This is a genomic window from Gallaecimonas aegicerasi (assembly GCF_045291545.1).
GTDB lineage: Bacteria > Pseudomonadota > Gammaproteobacteria > Enterobacterales > Gallaecimonadaceae > Gallaecimonas.
In genome coordinates, this window is sequence record NZ_CP149514.1 from 2,454,543 (window position 1) to 2,473,221 (window position 18,679).

The 18,679-nt window shown below is 56.5% G+C and carries 20 protein-coding genes; 12 read left to right on the plus strand and 8 right to left on the minus strand.

Annotated elements, in window-relative coordinates; translation table 11 throughout:
- The first annotated feature begins 31 nt into the window (after positions 1-31).
- Positions 32-1,096: a LacI family DNA-binding transcriptional regulator gene (locus WDB70_RS12105; RefSeq protein ID WP_406664680.1), complete on the plus strand. Its 1,065-nt coding sequence runs from the start codon at positions 32-34 to the stop codon at positions 1,094-1,096.
- Here WDB70_RS12105 and WDB70_RS12110 read toward each other — a convergent pair.
- The 3 genes from WDB70_RS12110 to WDB70_RS12120 form a co-directional block, all read right to left on the minus strand.
- Complete coding sequence (locus WDB70_RS12110) at positions 1,059-2,717, minus strand: alpha-amylase family glycosyl hydrolase (protein WP_406664682.1); 1,659 nt, start codon at positions 2,715-2,717, stop codon at positions 1,059-1,061. The two genes, WDB70_RS12105 and WDB70_RS12110, sit on opposite strands and share 38 nt — an antisense overlap.
- Complete coding sequence (locus tag WDB70_RS12115) at positions 2,717-4,186, minus strand: MFS transporter (RefSeq protein ID WP_406664684.1); 1,470 nt, start codon at positions 4,184-4,186, stop codon at positions 2,717-2,719. Before WDB70_RS12115 ends, WDB70_RS12110 begins: the two co-directional genes overlap by 1 nt.
- 169 nt (positions 4,187-4,355) lie before the next feature.
- Positions 4,356-5,777, minus strand: a complete 1,422-nt coding sequence (locus WDB70_RS12120; protein WP_406664686.1) for a solute:sodium symporter family transporter — start codon at positions 5,775-5,777, stop codon at positions 4,356-4,358.
- A gap of 193 nt (positions 5,778-5,970) precedes the next feature.
- Here WDB70_RS12120 and WDB70_RS12125 point away from each other — a divergent pair, with 193 nt between their 5' ends.
- From WDB70_RS12125 to WDB70_RS12135, 3 genes are all read left to right on the plus strand, one after another.
- Positions 5,971-7,581 (plus strand): alpha-glucosidase family protein, encoded by a 1,611-nt coding sequence (locus tag WDB70_RS12125; protein ID WP_406664688.1) that lies wholly within the window; start codon positions 5,971-5,973, stop codon positions 7,579-7,581.
- Positions 7,582-7,656: 75 nt separating this feature from the next.
- The gene (locus WDB70_RS12130) at positions 7,657-8,028 is read left to right on the plus strand and encodes a VOC family protein (RefSeq protein WP_406664690.1); all 372 of its coding nucleotides are present in this window, start codon (positions 7,657-7,659) and stop codon (positions 8,026-8,028) included.
- Entirely contained in the window at positions 8,025-8,387 is a 363-nt protein-coding gene (locus tag WDB70_RS12135; RefSeq protein ID WP_406664692.1) for an MmcQ/YjbR family DNA-binding protein, read from the plus strand. The genes WDB70_RS12130 and WDB70_RS12135 overlap by 4 nt, the downstream gene beginning before the upstream one ends.
- A 28-nt stretch (positions 8,388-8,415) precedes the next feature.
- Here WDB70_RS12135 and WDB70_RS12140 read toward each other — a convergent pair whose 3' ends face one another.
- A complete protein-coding gene (locus WDB70_RS12140) occupies positions 8,416-10,146 on the minus strand; it encodes a carbohydrate-binding module family 20 domain-containing protein (RefSeq protein WP_406664694.1) in 1,731 nt (576 codons plus the stop codon).
- A gap of 174 nt (positions 10,147-10,320) precedes the next feature.
- Here WDB70_RS12140 and WDB70_RS12145 point away from each other — a divergent pair, with 174 nt between their 5' ends.
- On the plus strand, positions 10,321-10,980 hold the full coding sequence (locus WDB70_RS12145) for a glutathione S-transferase (RefSeq protein ID WP_406664696.1): 660 nt from the start codon (positions 10,321-10,323) through the stop codon (positions 10,978-10,980).
- On the opposite strand, the gene WDB70_RS12150 is transcribed toward WDB70_RS12145, so the two are convergent.
- Positions 10,970-12,067: a PQQ-dependent sugar dehydrogenase gene (locus WDB70_RS12150; RefSeq protein ID WP_406664698.1), complete on the minus strand. Its 1,098-nt coding sequence runs from the start codon at positions 12,065-12,067 to the stop codon at positions 10,970-10,972. The genes WDB70_RS12145 and WDB70_RS12150 overlap by 11 nt on opposite strands.
- Positions 12,068-12,136: 69 nt before the next feature.
- Between WDB70_RS12150 and WDB70_RS12155 the strand changes: the two genes are divergently transcribed.
- A complete protein-coding gene (locus WDB70_RS12155) occupies positions 12,137-13,114 on the plus strand; it encodes a hydrolase (protein WP_406664700.1) in 978 nt (325 codons plus the stop codon).
- On the opposite strand, the gene WDB70_RS12160 is transcribed toward WDB70_RS12155, so the two are convergent.
- Positions 13,111-13,989: a LysR family transcriptional regulator ArgP gene (locus WDB70_RS12160; protein ID WP_406664702.1), complete on the minus strand. Its 879-nt coding sequence runs from the start codon at positions 13,987-13,989 to the stop codon at positions 13,111-13,113. The genes WDB70_RS12155 and WDB70_RS12160 overlap by 4 nt on opposite strands.
- Positions 13,990-14,075: 86 nt before the next feature.
- Here WDB70_RS12160 and WDB70_RS12165 point away from each other — a divergent pair, with 86 nt between their 5' ends.
- From WDB70_RS12165 to WDB70_RS12190, 6 genes are all read left to right on the plus strand, one after another.
- Positions 14,076-14,675 (plus strand): LysE/ArgO family amino acid transporter, encoded by a 600-nt coding sequence (locus tag WDB70_RS12165; RefSeq protein WP_406664704.1) that lies wholly within the window; start codon positions 14,076-14,078, stop codon positions 14,673-14,675.
- Between the two features lie 46 nt (positions 14,676-14,721).
- The gene (locus WDB70_RS12170; protein ID WP_406664706.1) at positions 14,722-14,943 is read left to right on the plus strand and encodes a YheU family protein; all 222 of its coding nucleotides are present in this window, start codon (positions 14,722-14,724) and stop codon (positions 14,941-14,943) included.
- Positions 14,936-15,802 (plus strand): phosphoribulokinase, encoded by an 867-nt coding sequence (locus tag WDB70_RS12175; RefSeq protein WP_406664708.1) that lies wholly within the window; start codon positions 14,936-14,938, stop codon positions 15,800-15,802. The genes WDB70_RS12170 and WDB70_RS12175 overlap by 8 nt, the downstream gene beginning before the upstream one ends.
- Positions 15,795-16,292, plus strand: a complete 498-nt coding sequence (locus tag WDB70_RS12180) for an NUDIX domain-containing protein (protein WP_406664710.1) — start codon at positions 15,795-15,797, stop codon at positions 16,290-16,292. The genes WDB70_RS12175 and WDB70_RS12180 overlap by 8 nt, the downstream gene beginning before the upstream one ends.
- Positions 16,289-16,741 carry a GNAT family N-acetyltransferase gene (locus WDB70_RS12185; protein ID WP_406664712.1) on the plus strand — a complete coding sequence of 151 codons (453 nt, stop codon included), beginning with the start codon at positions 16,289-16,291 and terminating at the stop codon, positions 16,739-16,741. Before WDB70_RS12180 ends, WDB70_RS12185 begins: the two co-directional genes overlap by 4 nt.
- Positions 16,742-16,964: 223 nt before the next feature.
- On the plus strand, positions 16,965-18,053 hold the full coding sequence (locus WDB70_RS12190; RefSeq protein WP_406664714.1) for a glycosyltransferase family 9 protein: 1,089 nt from the start codon (positions 16,965-16,967) through the stop codon (positions 18,051-18,053).
- Positions 18,054-18,065: 12 nt separating this feature from the next.
- On the opposite strand, the gene WDB70_RS12195 is transcribed toward WDB70_RS12190, so the two are convergent.
- Together WDB70_RS12195 and WDB70_RS12200 are read right to left on the minus strand one after the other, a co-directional pair.
- Positions 18,066-18,407 (minus strand): DUF6559 family protein, encoded by a 342-nt coding sequence (locus WDB70_RS12195; RefSeq protein WP_406664716.1) that lies wholly within the window; start codon positions 18,405-18,407, stop codon positions 18,066-18,068.
- A 24-nt stretch (positions 18,408-18,431) separates the two neighbouring features.
- A complete protein-coding gene (locus WDB70_RS12200) occupies positions 18,432-18,605 on the minus strand; it encodes a PLDc N-terminal domain-containing protein (RefSeq protein WP_406664717.1) in 174 nt (57 codons plus the stop codon).
- Positions 18,606-18,679 lie beyond the last annotated feature (74 nt).

The window sequence follows — 18,679 nt, forward strand, 5'->3', positions numbered from 1 at the left end:
TCGCAAAATCGTGTTACTTTATCATTTGTTTATGAAGTCAGGCACCGCAGGCACCATGCGCTCCAAAGGCAAAGCAACCTCATTCGACATTGCTCACCTGGCGGGAGTATCCCAGTCTACCGTCTCCCGTGCGCTGCGCGGCAGCCCGTTGGTCAACCAGGAAACCCGTGACCGTATTCAGGCTATCGCCCGCGAGCTCAACTACAAGGTGGACAAAAACGCCTCCAACCTGCGCAGCCAGCATTCCGGTACGGTAGCGCTGCTGCTGTTCGAAGATCCCACCCCGGATGACTCGCTGATCAACCCGTTTTTTCTGTCCATGCTGGGGTCCATTACCCGCACTTGTGCCCAGAAGGGCTTTGATTTGCTGATTTCCTTCCAGCAACTCAGTAATGACTGGCATGCCGACTACGAAGACAGCAAAAAAGCGGACGGCATCATCCTGCTCGGCTACGGCGACTATGTCGACTACCGCGCCAAGCTGGAGAAACTCGAAGCCCAGGGCACCCATTTTGTGCGCTGGGGAGCCGTGCTGGCCGACCAGCCCGGTGTGTCCATTGGCTGTGACAATGTGCTCGGTGGCGAAGACGTAACCCGCCACCTGCTCAGCCTGGGCCGCCAACGCATTGCCTTTATAGGCAATGCCTCCAACCATTCACCGGAATTTTTTGACCGCTACCGCGGCCATATTCAGGCCCTGCAAAATGTTGGCCTGCCTGCTGACGCCACCCTGCAGGTGGATGCCATTTCCACCGAACAGGCCGGCTATGACGCTGTTGGCGAACTCATGGCCCGTAACAGCCATTTTGATGCGCTATTTTGCGCCAGCGACCTGATTGCTTTGGGCGCCATTCGCGCCCTTAATGACCATGGCCTGCGCGTACCGGACGACATCGCCGTGGTCGGCTTTGATGACATCCAGATGGCCTGCTTTGCGAACCCGCCACTGACCACCGTGCGCCAAAACACCAAACGGGCCGGGGAAATGCTGGTGGATACGCTGATCCACCGCATTCATGACGAGCCCGCCAGCAGCGCGACCATAGCACCGGAGCTGGTTATTCGCCGCTCTTGTGGAGCACCGGGCGGCGCATAAGCGCTGCCAGTTGTTTTTGCAGCGCCGGCACTGTTACCGCTTGATCCAGCAGCAATACCCGCACCCCATGTGCCGGCACGGTCATATGCAAGTTGCCCTGAACTTTCACCGTCTGGCCGCTGATCGCTTCATGCCAGTTCCCCTGCTGGAGCCAGCCAGCGGGTACCTGCATCTGTGCCGCTTTATCGGCTTTATTCAGTAATACCAACGCCTGCTGGGCAACGGCGTCTCTTTGGTAAACCCGCAAGAACTGGGCCTGGTCGCCCTTGAGTTTGATGTTCACCTGCAAGCCCTGCTGCAACGCCACATTGGCTTTGCGCACCAGTGCTATGGTTTTCAGGTGCTGGTAGATAGGGCTCTGGGGCGCTGCATCAATACGCGCCTGGCCAAAGTAGTTACGGTTGCCTTCGTGCTCGGCCTTACCCCGTTCAAAACCCACTTCAGAGCCGTAATAAATGACCGGAATGCCACGGGCAGTAAACAACCAGTTATTGGCATCAATAAAGCCATTGTCACTGGCATTCATCCGCGCCATGTCGTGATTGTCGTAGAACGTGGTCAAATCATAGGGGTTCTGATAAGGCCCGCGCTTGAGATACAGCGCTGGGGCCAATGTTTCAAAACCGGCGCCCTGGGCGAACACCTTGTTCATTGCCGCTTTTAACGGAAAGTCTAAAACGCTGACGCCACCATTTTTCGGCCAGGTATATTTGGCAATGGCATCGGCATCATAGTCATAGGCCTCACCGAACATGAAAAAGCCCGGGTGTTTGGCCCGAATGGCGTCGGTGAAGGTTTTCCAGAAGCGGGTGTCGACCCACTTAATGGTATCAATACGGAAGGCGTCAGCGCCCTGGTCAGCCCATTTTTCATAGGCGCCGATAAAGTATTTGATCACCGCCGGGTTATCTTCATTGATGTTCGGCAGCTGCACCATTTCATGGGTGCGGTGAAAAAAGGCCGTCAACGGATCCTTGGGATTCAAATCCTTCGGTGGCACGTTTTCGTGGTCTGCAACCAGATGCCAGTTGGCATCAAAGATCTGCCCGTACTTGGGTTGTTTGACCGGCATGGTGTAAGCCGGCGACCCGTGATTGACGACGATATCCAGCACGGTTTTGAGGCCGTGTGCCTTCAAGCCTTTGGTCAGGCCGCGAAAATCCAGGTTTTTACTCGGCAGGTGTTCGTCCAGCTGATAAAAGTTATCACCCCAGTAGCCGTGGTAACCGGTTTTCCCTTTATCAGTAAAAGCGCTGCCCCAATGTACCGGTGAACCGCCGGTAAACGCCTGATCGGGGTTATCAACAATGGGGGTAATCCAGACCGCGCCGAAGCCCATGTTGCGAATGTAATCGGCATTGTCCAACAGGCCTTTGAAGTCACCGCCCAGGTAGCCAATGTTGGCTTCCTGGCCATGTGGCCCCTTGATTGGAATATTGAAGGTGGGGTGCGCCCCGCCCTGATGCCGGTGGTCATTACGGGTATCGCCGTTGACGAAACGGTCGGTCAGCACAAAATAAATGGCATTCTTGGCAAAAGGCTCGGTGGTGCCATAATAATCGGCCGCCAGCACCGGGCTGGCAGTCATGGCCAGGGCAGTAAGGCTCAGCAGCGTTTTCATCAGGCTACCGGCTCCTTGACGCGCAGTACACTCAGGCCGGCAATCACCAGGCTGATGCCACCGATCACCAGTGCCCAAACCGGCTGATTGGCAAAGAAGGTTTTCAGCAAAAAGCCCAGAACACTGGCCGCCAGCAACTGCGGGATCACAATAAAGAAGTTGAAGATGCCCATATAGATGCCCATCTTTTCCTGCGGTACGGCATCAGACAATAGCGCGTACGGCAGTGACAAAATCGACGCCCAGGCAAAACCAATTCCCACCATGGACAGCAGCAGCCAGTCCGGGTCATGAATAAGGCCAATGGACAACAGGCCAGCACCACCCAAGAAGACATTAATGAGGTGACTTACCCGTAGCCCCCAGCGTTTAACCATCAGCGGAATAATGATCGCCGCCAGTGCTGCAAAGCCATTGTAGGCAGCAAAAAGCACTCCCACCCAGTTGGCGCCGTTGTTATAGGCCGCTGAACTGGTATCACTGCTGCCAAAATGCAGCTCGGTGACCGTCGGCGTGGTGTAAATCCACATGGCAAAAAGTGCAAACCAGGAGAAAAACTGCACTACAGCCAGGCGGCGCATGGCCGGTGGCATGGTGTACAGATCCGTCATGATGGTGCCGAACATGTTGGCCGGCCGACGCAGCGCCAGCAACAGCAGTGCCAGGCCATAAAACATCAGCCCGGCCGCCAGCAAATACAGCTCTTTTTCCAGCTGCCAGTGCCAGACAGCGGCAGCGCCCAGTACACCTGCCAGCAACCACAGGCTGCCACTACGCTGAGCGTGCTGGCTGTTGAGCGCCGGTTGCTGTTGCTCAGAAGCGGGCGCGGCAAATTTAGCCATATCTTCGGGGCTGTATTCACGGGTGCTGATAACCGTCCAACCCACGGCCAGAAACAAGATGGCGCCCCCCAGATAAAAGGCGTACTTCACTGTATCCGGGATTTCACCATGGGCGGCAGTATTGCTGACGCCCAAATGCGCCAGGATCCACGGCAGCATCGACGCCACAACGGCACCGATACCGATAAAGAAACTTTGCAGGGTATAGCCCAGCGGCCGTTGTTCGGTTGGCAGTTGGTCACCGACAAACGCCCGGAACGGTTCCATGGAAATATTGATAGAGGCGTCCATGATCCACAGCATACCGGCCGCTACCCACAGGGTCGGCGAGTTGGGCATAAACAACAAAGCAGCGGTGGTAAGGATGGCGCCAATGAGAAAATAAGGGCGTCGCCGGCCCAGCCGGGTCCAGGTACGGTCACTCAAGTAACCCACCACCGGTTGTACCAGCAGGCCGGTCAGTGGCGCAGCAATCCACAGCACCGGAATATCATCCATACTGGCGCCCAGTGTCTGGAAGATACGGCTGACGTTGGCATTTTGCAGGGCAAAACCAAACTGGATCCCCAGAAAACCGAAACACATATTCCAGATCTGCCAAAAACCCAGCCGCGGTTTATTCATCATGGTGCTGTCCTCTTTGGGCGCCCTGGCGCCCGATATTCTTGTTATTTACTGCGCAAAAGCCGGGAAAACCCGGCCTTGGCGCCATGGTAGGCCGGCTCAATCGGCCATCACAATTCGCTGCATACGTATTCACGCCTTTGCGCTTACGTAAAGGTGACCTGGGCCACGTTCAGGGCTGCTGCGACAGTGCCAATGCCGGCTGCTCACCCCACAGTTTGCTCAACAGCAGGGTCAGGCCAATGGTGCTGAGCAAGGTAATAAACATCAGATGGATGTAGTGCAGCGGTGTCCAGACAAAGGTGAAAATGGCATAAAGCAGCACCCCGAACATCATGCTGACCATAATGGCACGGCCATGAATATTGCGAAAAAACACCGCCACCAAAAAGGCCGCCAGCACCGGCATCGAATACAGGCCATTGAGTTGCTGCATTACTGCGACAATGGATTTGGCATGCTCAAACAGTGGCACCATTGCCACCGACACCAGCGTAAACAGTAACGCCACACGCTGACCTATGCGTTTCACATCAGCACCCTGATTAAAGTAACGGGTGTGAAAGTCACAGGTATAAAGGGCTGACGCCGAGTTCAGGCAAGAGTTGAAGCTGGACAGCACCGCTCCGGCAATAACCGCGGCAAAAGCGCCCGACAGCCACGGCGGCAGCACATGGCCCACCAACATCCCGTAAGCCACATCACCCACCGGGCCATAGAGTTTGAAGGCGATTATCCCCGGTAGCACCACAATCATCGGGGTCAGCAGTTTAAAGCCGATAGCAACATAAACGCCTTTTTGTGCTTCTTTCACTGACTCCGCCGCCAGTGCCCGCTGGGCAATCACCATGTTGGTGCCCCAGTAGAAGATGTGAATAAACATCATGCCGGTAAACAGCGTCGGCCAGGGAATGGCGCTGTCTGGCCCGCCCCAGAGCGTCAGCCGCTCAGCCGGAATACCACTAAGATCCCAGTGCACCGCCGCCAGCGCAAACAAGGTTACCGCGGTTCCCATTAGTAACAAGCCAATCCCATTGAAGGTATCGGAAATGGCAATGGCCCGCAGGCCGCCAAAGGCCGCATAAATCAGCCCGGCCAAAGCAAACAAGCCGGCGATAAGCAGCAGCGGCAAGTGCAGGCCAAACATGGATTTCATAAACACCGAGCCGGTGTAGAGCACCACCGGCAGCAAAATGAACATATAGCCCAGCAGAAACAGCCCTGACACCACCGCGCGGATGCCGCTATCACCAAAACGGTGTTCCAGCAGCTCGGTGGTGGTGGTGCATTGATAGCGGTAATAAAGCGGGATCAGAAACCGCGCCAGTACCAGCAAGCCCACCATGGCTCCCAGCTCCCACCAGGCAGCCAGCAAAGACTGCGCGCCATTCATGCCGACAATCTGTTCGGCGCTGATATTGGTCAGCAAGATCGAGCCGGCCACATAAGGCCAGGACAACTTGCCACCGGCCAGAAAGTAATCCCGCGATTCGCTGGCACTGTGCTCAGCGCCCCGGCATTTGATATAGGTAAGCACCGCTACCAAGCCAGTAAGGCCAAGAAAAATAACCAGTTGTAAGATATCTGCTGACATGTATCGCTCGTTTTTATGGTGAGATGAAGACGCGGTACCGCTACAAAATACGCTACCAACTTTACCTTTCCGTAAACTTTTTGACCTGCATACGTATGCAGGGTGTTGGCCCCCACAAAGCCCCTAACGTAAGCTCCGTCTCATTAATCGAAAGTCCGTATACGGACTCAACGACCGCAATTCGGGGTTCCTTATGAGTGACGTACCTTGGTGGCGTGGCGCCGTTATTTACCAGATTTACCCGCGCAGTTTCCAGGATACTAACGGTGACGGCGTCGGCGACCTGCCCGGTATTATCAATAAGCTCGACTACATCGCCTCTTTGGGTGTCGACGCTATCTGGATCTCACCTTTTTTCAAATCCCCGATGGCGGATTTCGGCTATGACATTGCCGATTATCGTGATGTAGACCCACTTTTTGGCACCCTCGACGACTTCGACAAGTTGCTCGCCGGTGCCCATGCCCGCGGCATAAAAGTGATGATTGATCAGGTGTTATCACACACCTCGGTTGACCATGACTGGTTCAAAGAAAGCCGCGAAAGCCGCGATAACCCGAAAGCGGACTGGTATGTCTGGGCCGATGCCAAAGACGATGGCAGCCCGCCCAATAACTGGATGAGCCTGTTCGGTGGCGTAGCCTGGCAGTGGGAGCCTCGCCGTGGCCAGTATTACCTGCATAACTTTCTGACCTCGCAGCCGGATCTCAATTTCCATAATCCAGAAGTGCAACAAGCCGCACTGGATAACGTGCAGTTCTGGCTTGACCGGGGTGTGGACGGCTTCCGCCTGGATGCCATCAACTTCTGTTTTCATGACCAGCAGCTGCGTGACAACCCGGCCAAACCGAAAGAAAAACGTGTAGGCCGCGGCTTTAGCCCGGACAACCCTTACGCCTTCCAGTACCACTGGTACAACAATACTCAGCCGGAAAATTTGCCGTTTCTGGAGCGCTTGCGGGCACTGACCGATCAGTACCCTGGCGCCACCACCCTTGGCGAGATCTCCGCCGAAGACTCTTTGGCCACCACCGCCGAGTACACCGAAGCCGGCCGCCTGCACATGGGCTACAGCTTCGAACTGCTGGTGGATGACTTCAGCGCTGAATATATCCGCAATACCGTGCAGGGCCTGGAAGACAAAATGACCCATGGCTGGCCTTGCTGGGCCATCTCCAACCATGATGTCAAACGCGCGGTATCCCGCTGGGGTGGCGAACAGGCGCCGGCACACATGGCCAATATGCTGTCGGCCATGGTCTGCTCCTTGCGCGGCTCGGTCTGTGTTTATCAGGGTGAAGAGCTGGGCCTGGCAGAGGCTGAAGTAGCCTTTGAAGATCTGCAAGACCCCTACGGCATCACTTTCTGGCCGGAATACAAAGGCCGTGATGGCTGCCGCACCCCGATGCCATGGCAAAACAGCGAGCACGGTGGTTTTTCTGACACCCGCCCTTGGCTGCCAGTACCGGCAGCACACCTGCCCAAAGCCGTGGCGGAACAGGAAAACAGTGACAATTCCGTGCTCAATGGTTTTCGCCGCTTCATGGCCTGGCGGAAAAACCAGCCAGCGCTGCTGACCGGTGACATTCACTTCCTGAATACGCCGGAGCCGGTATTAGCCTTTACCCGTGCGCTTGATGGCCAGCAAATCCTGGTAGCCTTCAACCTTAGTGACCAGCCGGTCAGTATCGCGCTGGAGCACAATGCCACTGCGCTGACTGGCCATCAGCTGGTTAGCGGTGAGCTCACGGACGGGCAACTGCAATTGCCAGGCTATGGCAGTTACTTCGGGCAACTAGCCTGACCCGGACACGCTCTGTTACAAGCCGCCTGTTGAGGCGGCTTGTTTGTTTAGGGACAGTGTCTGGCAGGAGGCGCCATGACCGCTATCGCTCTGGATCACATCAATATTGTTGCCCCGGCCGCGCTACTGGCGCAGGTACGGGACTTTTACTGCCAGCTACTGGCCCTGACTCCTGGCCCGCGGCCGGCTTTTCGCCGCCCCGGCTATTGGTTATACGCTAATGGCCAGGCCTTGTTGCACCTCACCGAAGATGCTCGCCAGGGTAGCGCCAGCGGCCACCTTGATCATGTGGCTTTTGCCTGCGTCGATTTAGCCGCCACACGCCAACGGCTGGCTGCCCTTGGCCAGCATTACACTGAGGATGTCAGTACCGGCCAGGTGCAGTTGTTTTTGCGCGATCCGACAGGCCTTACCATCGAACTGAACTTCGCCCGGGAAAATGCATGACTGCCGAGCAATGTCATCAGTATCTACTGGCCTTGCCCGACGCCATCATCGACACTCCCTTCGGGCCGCAGGTGCTGGTGTTCAAGGTGCGGGGTAAAATGTTCGCGACCCTTGGCCGCCACCAAGGGCAAATGGCCATGAATCTCAAGGCTGACCCGTATGAAGCCGAAGCCTTACGCGATCTCTACCCGGGCATTATTCCCGGCTATCACATGAATAAACGGCACTGGAATACCGTTTTTATCGATAGCAGTGTGCCTGGCGCAGAGTTGCAGCGGATGATGCTGGCGTCCTATCGCTTGGTGGTGGGCGGCTTGAACAAAGCCGAACGGGAGCTGTTACTGGCAAGACTTAACTAAAAAGGCGGCCGCAGCCGCCTTTTTAGATTTAGAAGGTCGAGCCTTCGACATCATTGGTGGTGGTATTGAAACTGTTGTTGCTACCACTTTGCCAGACGACACTGGCAGTGGGGTCCTGTTCATCCCGTTTCAGGCATTTCCACTGTACGTCAGTGTTGACCGGCAGGCTGATGGTACCGGTCCAGGTGGGATAGCTGGTCGGCGACAGCTTCACGGCACTGGCAGCATCCCAGTTGCCCAGGGCGGCAATATTGCCAACCACATAAACACTCTGGCCTTGGGTGGTACTGCCGTTATCACAACTAAAGTGTACCGGTACGGTGCTGGCGCCGCTGGCGCTGCAATTGCTGGTACAGGTGGCCCCCACCCGGATGGCGGCCGCACTCATCGGCGGTACCGTAATACTCAGCTGGCCCCCGGTGACCGTCACGTAGTGGCTGTTACCGGCATCGTCTTTACAGCCGTTTTCCGGGTCGCCATCGATAATGTTGCAGTAATTGCCATCGGCCATGCCGGTGGTAAAGGTGCGCGTCAGATCATTGGCTTCGCGGTTAATGATGACAAAACCCTTACCACTGCGACCAAACGCAATCTGGTTATTGCCGTCATCCCACCAGTTGCTCATGACGCTGCCGTCGCTGACATTACGAAACGCCACCATGTTGGCAATGGGGCGCCAGCGATGTTCACAGGCAAAGACACTGTAGCAACCACTGGCACTGCCATTACTCCAGACGTTGGCACCATTGGGGCCGGCATCTGTGTCGGTGAAGTAAAAGCTGGACATCACTTTCGGGTAGCCATAGGGATAAGCCAGCATAAACACATTGGCCAGGGTATACAGAGCGCCGTCTTTGTAGTTCAGCACATCGCTGCCACCGGCACCGTTGCCACGCTGGTTGTCGTGGTTGTCGGTAAAGACCACCGCAGACTGGTCACCCACAAAGCCCCAGGCACTACCAAAGTTGCTCAGGTAGCTGAGCTTTTGATTACGAAAAACACTGCCGATATTGGCCGAATAACGGAACTCGGTGACTTTCGCCATGCTGGTGTAGTCATTGGCGCTGACCGCTTCACCACCCATATCAATCACTTCCTGGAAGATGAAGGGGCTGCCGTTAAGGCGACTGTATATTCCCGCCAAGTCAGCCGGATTGATGTGCTTGGCGGCATCAATCCGGAACCCCGCAACTCCCATGCTGGTCAAGGTATTGAGGTAATTGGCCAGGGTTTGCTGCACATAGCTGGAGCCGGTGTTGAGATCAGGCAGGCCCACTAACCGGCAGTTTTGTACCCGCCAAGCGTCATTGGTGTAATCACTGCTCTGAATATCACAGGCGGCATGAAAGTCATTACTGCTGTAGGTCGGGTAACTCAGGGTGCTGCTGTCATAGCTCGAACCTGCCCAACCCGTGCCACTGCCAGCGGCAGTGTGGTTAATGACCGCATCAACATACACATCGACACCGGCCGCTTTACAGCGGTTTACCATGTCCTGAAATTCCGCCTTGGTGCCACCCCGGCTTTCGAGCTGGTAAGACACCGGCTGGTAGCGGGTCCACCACTGGTTGCCCTGAATATGTTCGTTCGGGGGGGAAACCTGCACCGCCGCATACCCTTTGGGGCCGAGAAACTGTTCGCATTCCTGGGCGACATCTGTCCACTTCCATTCAAACAGGTGCACAAACACGCCGGCTTGTGCCTGGCTACTGACCAGCAGGAAGCTGGCGATCACCATCAGTTTTTTTATGTGATTCATGTTCTTCACCTTTTTTATTGTTCGCTGCATAACCACCGATGGTGGTTACCCTGACGTTAACGGAAAGGCAAAAACATTACAGACGTCACACCCAATGAATACGAATGCAGATGTCATTTCGTGATCTAACGCCGCTACAACCACGTATCAGACCGGAACCGTTAAGGAGCCGCCATGATCACTGTCCATCATCTGGAAAAATCCCGTTCCCATCGCATCATCTGGCTACTCGAAGCCTTGGCCGTGCCTTATCAGCTAAGGACCTACCAACGGGATAGCCGGACCCTGCTGGCACCCAGTGCATTGAAAAAGGTACACGCATTAGGCAAGGCGCCGGTGCTGACGGATAACGAACTGACGCTGACCGAGTCCGGCGCCATCATCGAATACCTACTGGATAGTTATGGCCAGGATGCCGAGCTGCGGCCCTCAACAGAGCCGGCCCTGACGCAATACCGTTACTGGTTGCATTACGCAGAAGGGTCCTTGATGCCGCTGCTGGTGATGTCTCTGGTGATGAGCCGTATCGGCGAAAGCCCAACACCTTGGTTACTGCGGCCACTGGCACGGATGATCGGGAACACGGTAAAAGCACAATACCTGCAGCCCCAGCTGGACAGCCACCTCGCCATGATTGAGCAGCACCTTAGCCAGCAGCCGTGGTTTGCCGGCGCCTTTTCAGCGGCCGATATGCAGATGGCCTACCCTCTGGAAGCCGCCGCCGGGCGACTGGAGATGGTTGCTTACCCGCAGATCCAGGGTTTTATCCGCCGCTGCCAGGCGCTGCCTGCTTATCAAGCAGCACTGGCCAAGGGAGGGCCAGTCAGTCTTTAGGAGCCGGAGCGAGTCGCAGTAGCCTGCCGTTGGCCGCGTCAGTGATCAGGTACAGATGCCCGTCTGGCCCTTGCTCAATATCCCGCAGCCGTTGCCCCAGCTGCTCAGCCAGCAACCGGTGCTCGGCAACGATGCGCTGTCCCTGACGTTCCAGGCGCACCAGAAAACCGAACTTCAGTGAGCCGATCAGCAAATTGCCCTGCCAGTTCGGGAAATGCTGACCGTGGTAAAACAGCATGCCCGATGGCGCAATGGACGGCACCCACACATGTAAAGGCGCCACCATGCCGGCTTTTTGGGTGCCTTCACCAATACGCCCGCCACCGTATTCCTCGCCGAAGGTCACCACTGGCCAGCCGTAGTTACCACCGGCCCGGTCAATGTTGACCTCATCACCGCCCTGGGGGCCGTGCTCGTGGGTCCACAGTTGGTCGGTTTGCCGATCCACTGCGGCGCCTTGCACATTGCGGTGGCCGTAAGACCAGATCGCCGGTAGCGCCCCTGGGGTATGCACGAAGGGGTTGTCCTCAGGAATACGGCCATCGGCGTGTAAGCGCACGACCTTGCCCAGATGATTATCCAGCTTTTGCGCCTGCTCGCGCAGCTGATAGCGATCCCCCAGGGTGATATACAAATATCCCTTGCTATCAAAGGCCAGGCGGGAACCAAAGTGGGCCTGGCTGCTATACCAAGGCACCTGTCGAAAGAGGATCTGCACATCATCGAGCTGATGCGCTTTTAGTCTTGCCCGAGCTACCGCCGTAGCGCGCTGCCCGGCCTGTGGCCCCGGCGCCACAAAACTGAAGTAGACCCAACCATCATGCCAGGCGACATCCAGTAACCCGCCCTGGCCACCAGCAGCAATCTGCGGCAGCCCGGTGATGGGAGTCAGCATGCCGTCGGCGCCAAATAGCAGCAGCCGGCCCGGCCGTTCACTGATAAGCAACCGCCCATCCGGTAAAAACGCCATGCCCCAGGGGTGTTCCAGGCCTTCGGCCAGGGTGGTCAGCTGGTAACGCGGTTCGGCCGCTGAAGCCGCCAGGCTCCATAACAGCAAGACAATACTGAGTAACCGATAGCCTTTCATCCGTCCCCCATTGGCAGCATGGTGAAAGCTCAGTATGGTGTCAGCACGTTACCGCTGCCAGTAACAGCCATGATCATTGAAAGCACATTCCGCCCGGCACTGGGGCTGAGCAACTGCCATGCCCAGACCGTGTATCCTACCGCACACCGACGCCGTAGCTGGCTGACCTGCCAGCAGCAATGGTGGGCAACCCCGGATGGTGACCAACTGGCCATGCTGACACCGCAGCCACTACAGGATGACCCGTCACGGCCATTGGTGTTGGTATTGCACGGCCTGGAGGGTTCGGTCCATTCCCCTTATGTACAGGGCCTGATGAGTGCCCTGCTCGCAGCCGACTTTCAGGTTGCCGTGATGCATTTTCGCGGCTGCGGCGGCACCCCCAACAAACTGCCCCGGGCTTATCACAGTGGCGACAGCGACGACCCACGCTGGCTGGCCGAGCAACTGCAGCAACGCTATCCGAGTACACCGCTGATGGCAGTGGGCTATTCACTGGGAGGCAATGTGCTGCTCAAGTGGCTGGGGGAAGACGCGCAAGAAAGCCCGCTGATAGCAGCCGTAGCGGTGTCGGCACCGATGGATCTGGCCGCCAGCAGCCGCCGTATTCGTCGCGGTTTGTCCCGCTTTTATCAGCGCCACTTGCTGCAAAGCCTGAAACGCAGCCTACAGCAAAAAGCCAGCGACCCGGCCCTGGCTGCCCAGCTGCCAGCACTAGATAACCACCGCCTATTCAGGAATTTTCAGCGCTTTGACGATGCTTTTACGGCACCTATGCATGGTTTTGACGGGGTACATGATTACTACCGGCGCGCCTCCAGCCGGCCGCTGTTGCAAGCCATCAGCGTGCCGACACTGATCATCCACGCCAAGGATGACCCCTTTATCGGGGAAGATGCTATTCCCAGCGCCGCGGAGCTGTCAGCTCACGTGCAACTGGAATTAAGCCAACATGGCGGCCATGTGGGCTTTGTCAGTGGCAGCCTGTGGCGCCCGGAGTATTGGCTGGAACAGCGGTTGCCGGCCTTTTTAGCGCAGTACCGTTAATCCCGCAGTGGCGCCGTTGCATGCATTACCGCTTCGGTCAGCGCCGTCAGCGGCCCGGCGTCAAGACGCCGGTAATGCCAGTACAGGCGAATTTTAATGCGGTGCGCCGGAGTCAGCTCTACCACTTTGCCACTGTCCAGAGCATCACGGGCCTGCCACAAGGGCACCAAGGTCCAAGCCAGGCCCTTGATGGCTGCGTCCACAAAGCTCTGCGCTGCCGGCATGGTATGTACCGGAAATTCCCCGTCCTTGAGCTTCCAAGGGTTGAGAAATTGCAGCAATAAGTGGTCATGATGGCCATAGACCATGGCCGTAGCATCTTTGAAGGCCTCGGCCGTCGGGCCGTCGGGGAAATGCGCCTGAGCATAGTCGGGGCTGGCAATAGCGGTGTAGGACATGGCGCCAAGAAAATTGGCAGAGCAGCCCTGTACCGGCTGACCAAAGGCACTGACCGCCGCCAGTACATCACCGTCTTTCAGGCGCTCGTGCGTGATGTCCTGATCCATCACTTTCAAGTCAACCAGCAGCTGTTCTTTCACCTCGGCCACCGCATCCAAGAACCAGGTTGCCAGGCTGTCGGCATTGAGGGCGATACGGATCCGCGGCCGCTCATCCCGCAGCTGCGGTAAACGGTTGGCCAAGTCCGCCGACAACAGCTGCAATTCCTGATAGTGGCGATACAGTACTTTGCCCAGTTCCGTGGCACGGATAGGCTGGCTGCGTACCACTACCGGCCCGCCCAAGCGCTCTTCAAGGGCGCGAATACGCAGGGAAATGGAGCCTTGCGTCAGGTTCAGCCAGCGGGCGGCTTGCTCGAATGAGCCCTGTTCCAGTACGGCGGCTAAGGCAGAGAGGTGTTTGGGATCCAGCTGCATGACTTTTTCTAATAGTTATTGGCCAACATTGCTTTTCATAATAAAGCATCCTCGCTAGGCTGACAGCCCCCTTTTGGAGACACGCGATGCTGCTGAGTTACACTCAGGGACTGCTGACGGCCATGGGCCTGATCATTGCCATTGGCGCCCAGAATGTTCTGGTGCTGAGCCAAGGACTGCAGCGTCAGCACCAGTGGCTGGTGGCAGCCGTCTGCACCTTTTTCGATCTGCTGTTTATTACGCTCGGGGTGTTAGGGCTGGCCGCCGTACTCAATACACTGCCACTGCTGGTCACTGCCTTGCGCTGGTTGGGCGCCGCTTATCTGTTGTATCTAGCCTGGCAAGCAGCCAGGCGCTTACAGCGCCGGCAAAGTCTGCAAGCCATAACCCAGGGCCCCAGCAGCCGCCGGCAGATACTGACAGCTGCCCTGGCAGTCACCGTGCTCAACCCGCAGGTTCTGTTGGAAACCGCTTTTATTATCGGCACCCTGGCTGACCAGCACGGGCCGCAACGCTGGTACTTTGCCGCTGGCGCCATGACCACCTCGGCACTGTGGTTTTTTGGCCTCTCGGCACTCGCCGCCTGGCTGGCACCGACGCTGGCCCGCCCCCGTATCTGGCAAGCGATTGACCTGTTCACCGCCGTATTGATGACCCTACTGGCACTGCAACTGCTACATCAGTAAAGCGACGGCTGCTACACTGCGGGTTGATTTTCGAGGAACAGCACCGATGATTGTGCCCTGGCAAACGCTGGACAACGCAACGCTCACCAATGTCATTGAGGCATTTGTGCTGCGTGAAGGAACCGATTACGGTGAACAGGAGGTGCCACTGGCCGAGAAAGTGGCACAGATACGTGACCAGTTACAGCGCGGCGAGGTGATGCTGATGTGGTCAGAGCACCATGAAACGGTCAACATCGTAGCCAAGGATCAGATACCCCATGTCTAAGCGTCATCCCGTGATCGCCGTAACCGGCTCCAGTGGTGCCGGCACCACCACCACCAGCCTGGCCTTTCAGCATATCTTCGCCGCCGAAGGTGTAAAGGCGGCCTTTGTCAACGGTGATGCCTTTCATCGCTACACCCGCCAGGAAATGCAGGCTGCCGTGCGTAAAGCCATGGAAGAAGGGCGGGACATCAGCCACTTTGGTGAAGAAACCAATGACCTGCCACGGCTCGAGGCACTCTTTGCCCAGTATGGCAAACACGGCACTGGCGAAACCCGCCAGTATCTGCACAGTTTTGACGAAGCGGTGCCGCACAACCAGTTACCCGGTACCTTCACGCCTTGGCAGCCACTTCCCGAGAACACCGATCTGCTGTTCTATGAGGGGTTACACGGCGCCGTTAAAACCGATCAGGTGGACGTTGCTCAGCATGCCGACTTACTGATTGGCATGGTACCTATCGTCAACCTCGAGTGGATCCAGAAAATCATTCGCGATACCGAGGAACGGGGCCATAGCCGCGACAAAGTGCGCCAGTCTATCGTGCGTTCCATGGATGATTATTTTAATTTCATCACCCCACAGTTTTCTCGCACCCACATCAACTTTCAGCGGGTGCCTATGGTCGATACCTCCAACCCTTTTTCCGCCAAGGGCATTCCCACCGCCGACGAGACCCTGGTAGTAGTGCGTTTTCGCGACATGCCGCAAATGGACTTCCCCTACCTGTTGCAGATGATCCATGGCAGTTTTATTTCCCGGATGAATACCCTTGTGGTACCTGGTGGCAAAATGGGCCTGGCGATGGAGCTGATCCTGCGGCCACTGGTCAGAAAGCTGCTGGAAGCCCGCCATGGCTGAAGAGTGGATGGTGGCCGTGGATGAGCGTGATCAGCCGCTGGCCAAACTCCCCCGGCGCGAATTTGCCTTTGGCCAGCAGATCCATCGCTCTACTTTCGTTTTTGTCGTCGATAACCAGCAACGCCTTTGTGTACAACTGCGCGCCAGCCACAAGGGGTATTGCCCAGGCTACCGGGATTTGGCTGCCGGTGGCGTGGTCGCCTGGAATGAATCTTATCAGCACAGTGCCCAACGGGAACTGCGCGAAGAGCTGGGGTTGGCAACAACACTGACACTACTGGGTCATTGTTTCCACCAAAGCCCCGGCAACCGCAGCATGGCACGCATTTATGGCTGCCGCCATAACGGCCCGGCGGCGCCTCAGGACGGTGAAGTGGTTGCCGTTGAGTGGCTGCCGCTCCGTTTGGTGCTGAACAGCCCCGGCGCTCCCTTTACTCCTGACTCGCTGGAAGCTTTCCTGCGTGTACAACATCGATTGAAATATTTATGAATTGGCAACTTCTGCATCACAGTGAACTGACCGTCAGCAGCCTCTACGCCGTACTGGCCCTGCGCACTGCCGTCTTTGTGGTTGAACAGCAATGCCCTTATCAGGAAGTCGATGGCGCCGATCTGCAAGGCGACACCTGGCACCTGCTGGGCTGGGAGAATGGACAGTTACTGGCGTATCTGCGGGTGCTCGACCCGGCTTTACATAACGGCCGGGTTGTCATTGGCCGTGTGGTCAGCGCCGCCGCAGCCCGAGACCGTCAGCTCGGTCATGTCCTGATGAAAGCCGCACTGAACTTTATTGACCAACGCTGGCCAGGCTACCCGGTTAAGCTGGGTGCGCAAGCACACCTGCAGGGGTTTTATCGCCAGCATGGCTTTCACGCCATTGGTGAACCTTACCTGGAAGACGATATTCCCCATATCGATATGCTACGACAACCAGGCTGAGACAGTCGTCACATTTCCATAAGAAAGTACCCTGTCGGTAACTTTCTGGAAACTTACTTGTGTCATCCTCTCCCGCTCTGTGATGAAAAGCAAAACACTTAAAATCAAAAACTTACAAGATTAGTAAGCGCACGCTAACCTATGGCCCGGCTTGCCGTCCTTAAGAAAGCGTTAATCCTCTGCGCCTAGCGTGCAGGCTTGCGTTTATGGGGAAGCGGCAGTAGTGAGTATTCGCACCAAGTTACGACAATTTGATAAAAAACGACGCCAAAAAAGTCGCCAGCTGGAAGGTTGGCTCCTCAAACAGTTGGCCCGTTTTTCTGATATCGAAACAGCCTTGGTAAACCATGACGAGGTGAAACGCATTCTGGTGGTCCGTACCAACAAGCGCATCGGTAACATGCTGTTTCTCATACCCTTTTTACGGCAAGTCAAAGCCAGCTATCCCCAGGCCGAAGTGGACTTGTTACTGAGCACACCTTGGCAGGTGAAACTCTTGGCCGGGCTGGGCATAAGCAACTGCTACCATGCCCCCCTTGACCGCCGTGGCATACCGACGCTACTGCGTAACCTCAAAGCCATGCGTCAGCGTCGTTATGATCTGCTACTGATGCCATACAGTTCATCAACGGACACTTTCCTCAGTGCCTTCATCCATGCCCGCAATAAGATGGCCCGCGCTTTCGGTGAACGCCATCAGGTGTTTCAGCACTCAATCACGCCGCCACCACGGCGCTGCCATGCCGCTATGGCTTCTCTGGTGCTATTACCAGGGCAGCCACAGCAGGCTGACCATCACTTGGCACTGACCGAGATAGAGCGCGACAACGCCCAACAGGCGGCCACGGCACTGCGGGCTGAGGGCAAAAAAACACTGGCGTTTTTCCGGGGTGCACGGGGCGAAAAGCAGTTATCAGATGATTATTGGCAGACTTTACTGAGCCAGGTGGAGCAAAACAGTGACGCCGCGATTCAATGGGTGGAAATCCTCAGCCCGGACATTGCTGCGCCGCTACGAGCAGATACCCAGACCTACCAATGTGCTGATTTTCGGCAGTTGGGGGCCACCCTGGCCGCACTGGATGGCTTTATTTGCTGTGATACCGGCCCATTGCACCTGGCCGATGCGGCCGGGGCCCGTTGCTATGGCCTGTTCAGCCACACCGACCCACTGATTTTCGGTTGTATTGGTAAACACTGCTTGAACCTGGCTGTTGATGAACAGGCAGGTTACGCCATCGCCCAAGACCTAAACGAGCAGCTAACCGACTCAGCTCGGCACCTACAGGGCAGTGCCGCCGTCAGCGCCTGAGCCCAACGCCAGTCAGTAGCTTTGCAGACCCGCACTGTCATGCTCAGCCAGGGCAAAGACCTCATCAGTGGTAAAATCCACCCGGCCGGCAAACAGTGCACGTCCCAGTTGCCGCCGACTGTTGTCCCAAGTACTAAGTGGTTCGCCGGTAATACGGATAAAATCCGAACGGGAGCAAAACAGCGCATAAGCCAAAAAGCGATGGTTGGGTAATTTCCCCAAGCCTTTTTTCAGAGCCCAGTCAACTTGCGCAGGAGTGTAATAAGGTAAGCGGCCAAACTGCTTGGCCAGGTAGGCAGGTGTGGCACGCAGCAATCGACGTGCCCGCATGGACTGGAAAACATCCCTCAACATAACAACGTCCTTGTGGTTGTGACATTAAACCTTACGGCCCGGCCCTGCGAAGAACCAGATGATCAACCCCAGTAGAGGGAGGATCAGGATCAACAGGATCCACGCCAGCTTGGCAATAGGTGTAGCCGTACTTTTTAGCACCTGAATAATGGCGTAAAGACAACCGATCAGTAAGATCAGCCCTATCAGGGTTTTCATGCGTATTTCCTTTAATTCCTGCCGACCAGTGTAGACCAGTATCCGCCACTGGCGACTTTTTAACGGCAATGAAC

Bases quoted from the DNA above. Each gene is read 5' to 3' on its own strand.
- WDB70_RS12195 (WP_406664716.1), bottom strand. From the start codon at position 18,407: ATGTTGAGGGATGTTTTCCAGTCCATGCGGGCACGTCGATTGCTGCGT.
- WDB70_RS12120 (WP_406664686.1), bottom strand. From the start codon at position 5,777: ATGTCAGCAGATATCTTACAACTGGTTATTTTTCTTGGCCTTACTGGC.
- WDB70_RS12180 (WP_406664710.1), top strand. From the start codon at position 15,795: ATGGCTGAAGAGTGGATGGTGGCCGTGGATGAGCGTGATCAGCCGCTG.
- WDB70_RS12175 (WP_406664708.1), top strand. From the start codon at position 14,936: ATGTCTAAGCGTCATCCCGTGATCGCCGTAACCGGCTCCAGTGGTGCC.
- WDB70_RS12145 (WP_406664696.1), top strand. From the start codon at position 10,321: ATGATCACTGTCCATCATCTGGAAAAATCCCGTTCCCATCGCATCATC.
- WDB70_RS12170 (WP_406664706.1), top strand. From the start codon at position 14,722: ATGATTGTGCCCTGGCAAACGCTGGACAACGCAACGCTCACCAATGTC.
- WDB70_RS12155 (WP_406664700.1), top strand. From the start codon at position 12,137: ATGATCATTGAAAGCACATTCCGCCCGGCACTGGGGCTGAGCAACTGC.
- WDB70_RS12200 (WP_406664717.1), bottom strand. From the start codon at position 18,605: ATGAAAACCCTGATAGGGCTGATCTTACTGATCGGTTGTCTTTACGCC.
- WDB70_RS12140 (WP_406664694.1), bottom strand. From the start codon at position 10,146: ATGAATCACATAAAAAAACTGATGGTGATCGCCAGCTTCCTGCTGGTC.
- WDB70_RS12110 (WP_406664682.1), bottom strand. From the start codon at position 2,717: ATGAAAACGCTGCTGAGCCTTACTGCCCTGGCCATGACTGCCAGCCCG.
- WDB70_RS12125 (WP_406664688.1), top strand. From the start codon at position 5,971: ATGAGTGACGTACCTTGGTGGCGTGGCGCCGTTATTTACCAGATTTAC.
- WDB70_RS12130 (WP_406664690.1), top strand. From the start codon at position 7,657: ATGACCGCTATCGCTCTGGATCACATCAATATTGTTGCCCCGGCCGCG.
- WDB70_RS12160 (WP_406664702.1), bottom strand. From the start codon at position 13,989: ATGCAGCTGGATCCCAAACACCTCTCTGCCTTAGCCGCCGTACTGGAA.
- WDB70_RS12135 (WP_406664692.1), top strand. From the start codon at position 8,025: ATGACTGCCGAGCAATGTCATCAGTATCTACTGGCCTTGCCCGACGCC.
- WDB70_RS12150 (WP_406664698.1), bottom strand. From the start codon at position 12,067: ATGAAAGGCTATCGGTTACTCAGTATTGTCTTGCTGTTATGGAGCCTG.
- WDB70_RS12105 (WP_406664680.1), top strand. From the start codon at position 32: ATGAAGTCAGGCACCGCAGGCACCATGCGCTCCAAAGGCAAAGCAACC.
- WDB70_RS12115 (WP_406664684.1), bottom strand. From the start codon at position 4,186: ATGATGAATAAACCGCGGCTGGGTTTTTGGCAGATCTGGAATATGTGT.
- WDB70_RS12185 (WP_406664712.1), top strand. From the start codon at position 16,289: ATGAATTGGCAACTTCTGCATCACAGTGAACTGACCGTCAGCAGCCTC.
- WDB70_RS12165 (WP_406664704.1), top strand. From the start codon at position 14,076: ATGCTGCTGAGTTACACTCAGGGACTGCTGACGGCCATGGGCCTGATC.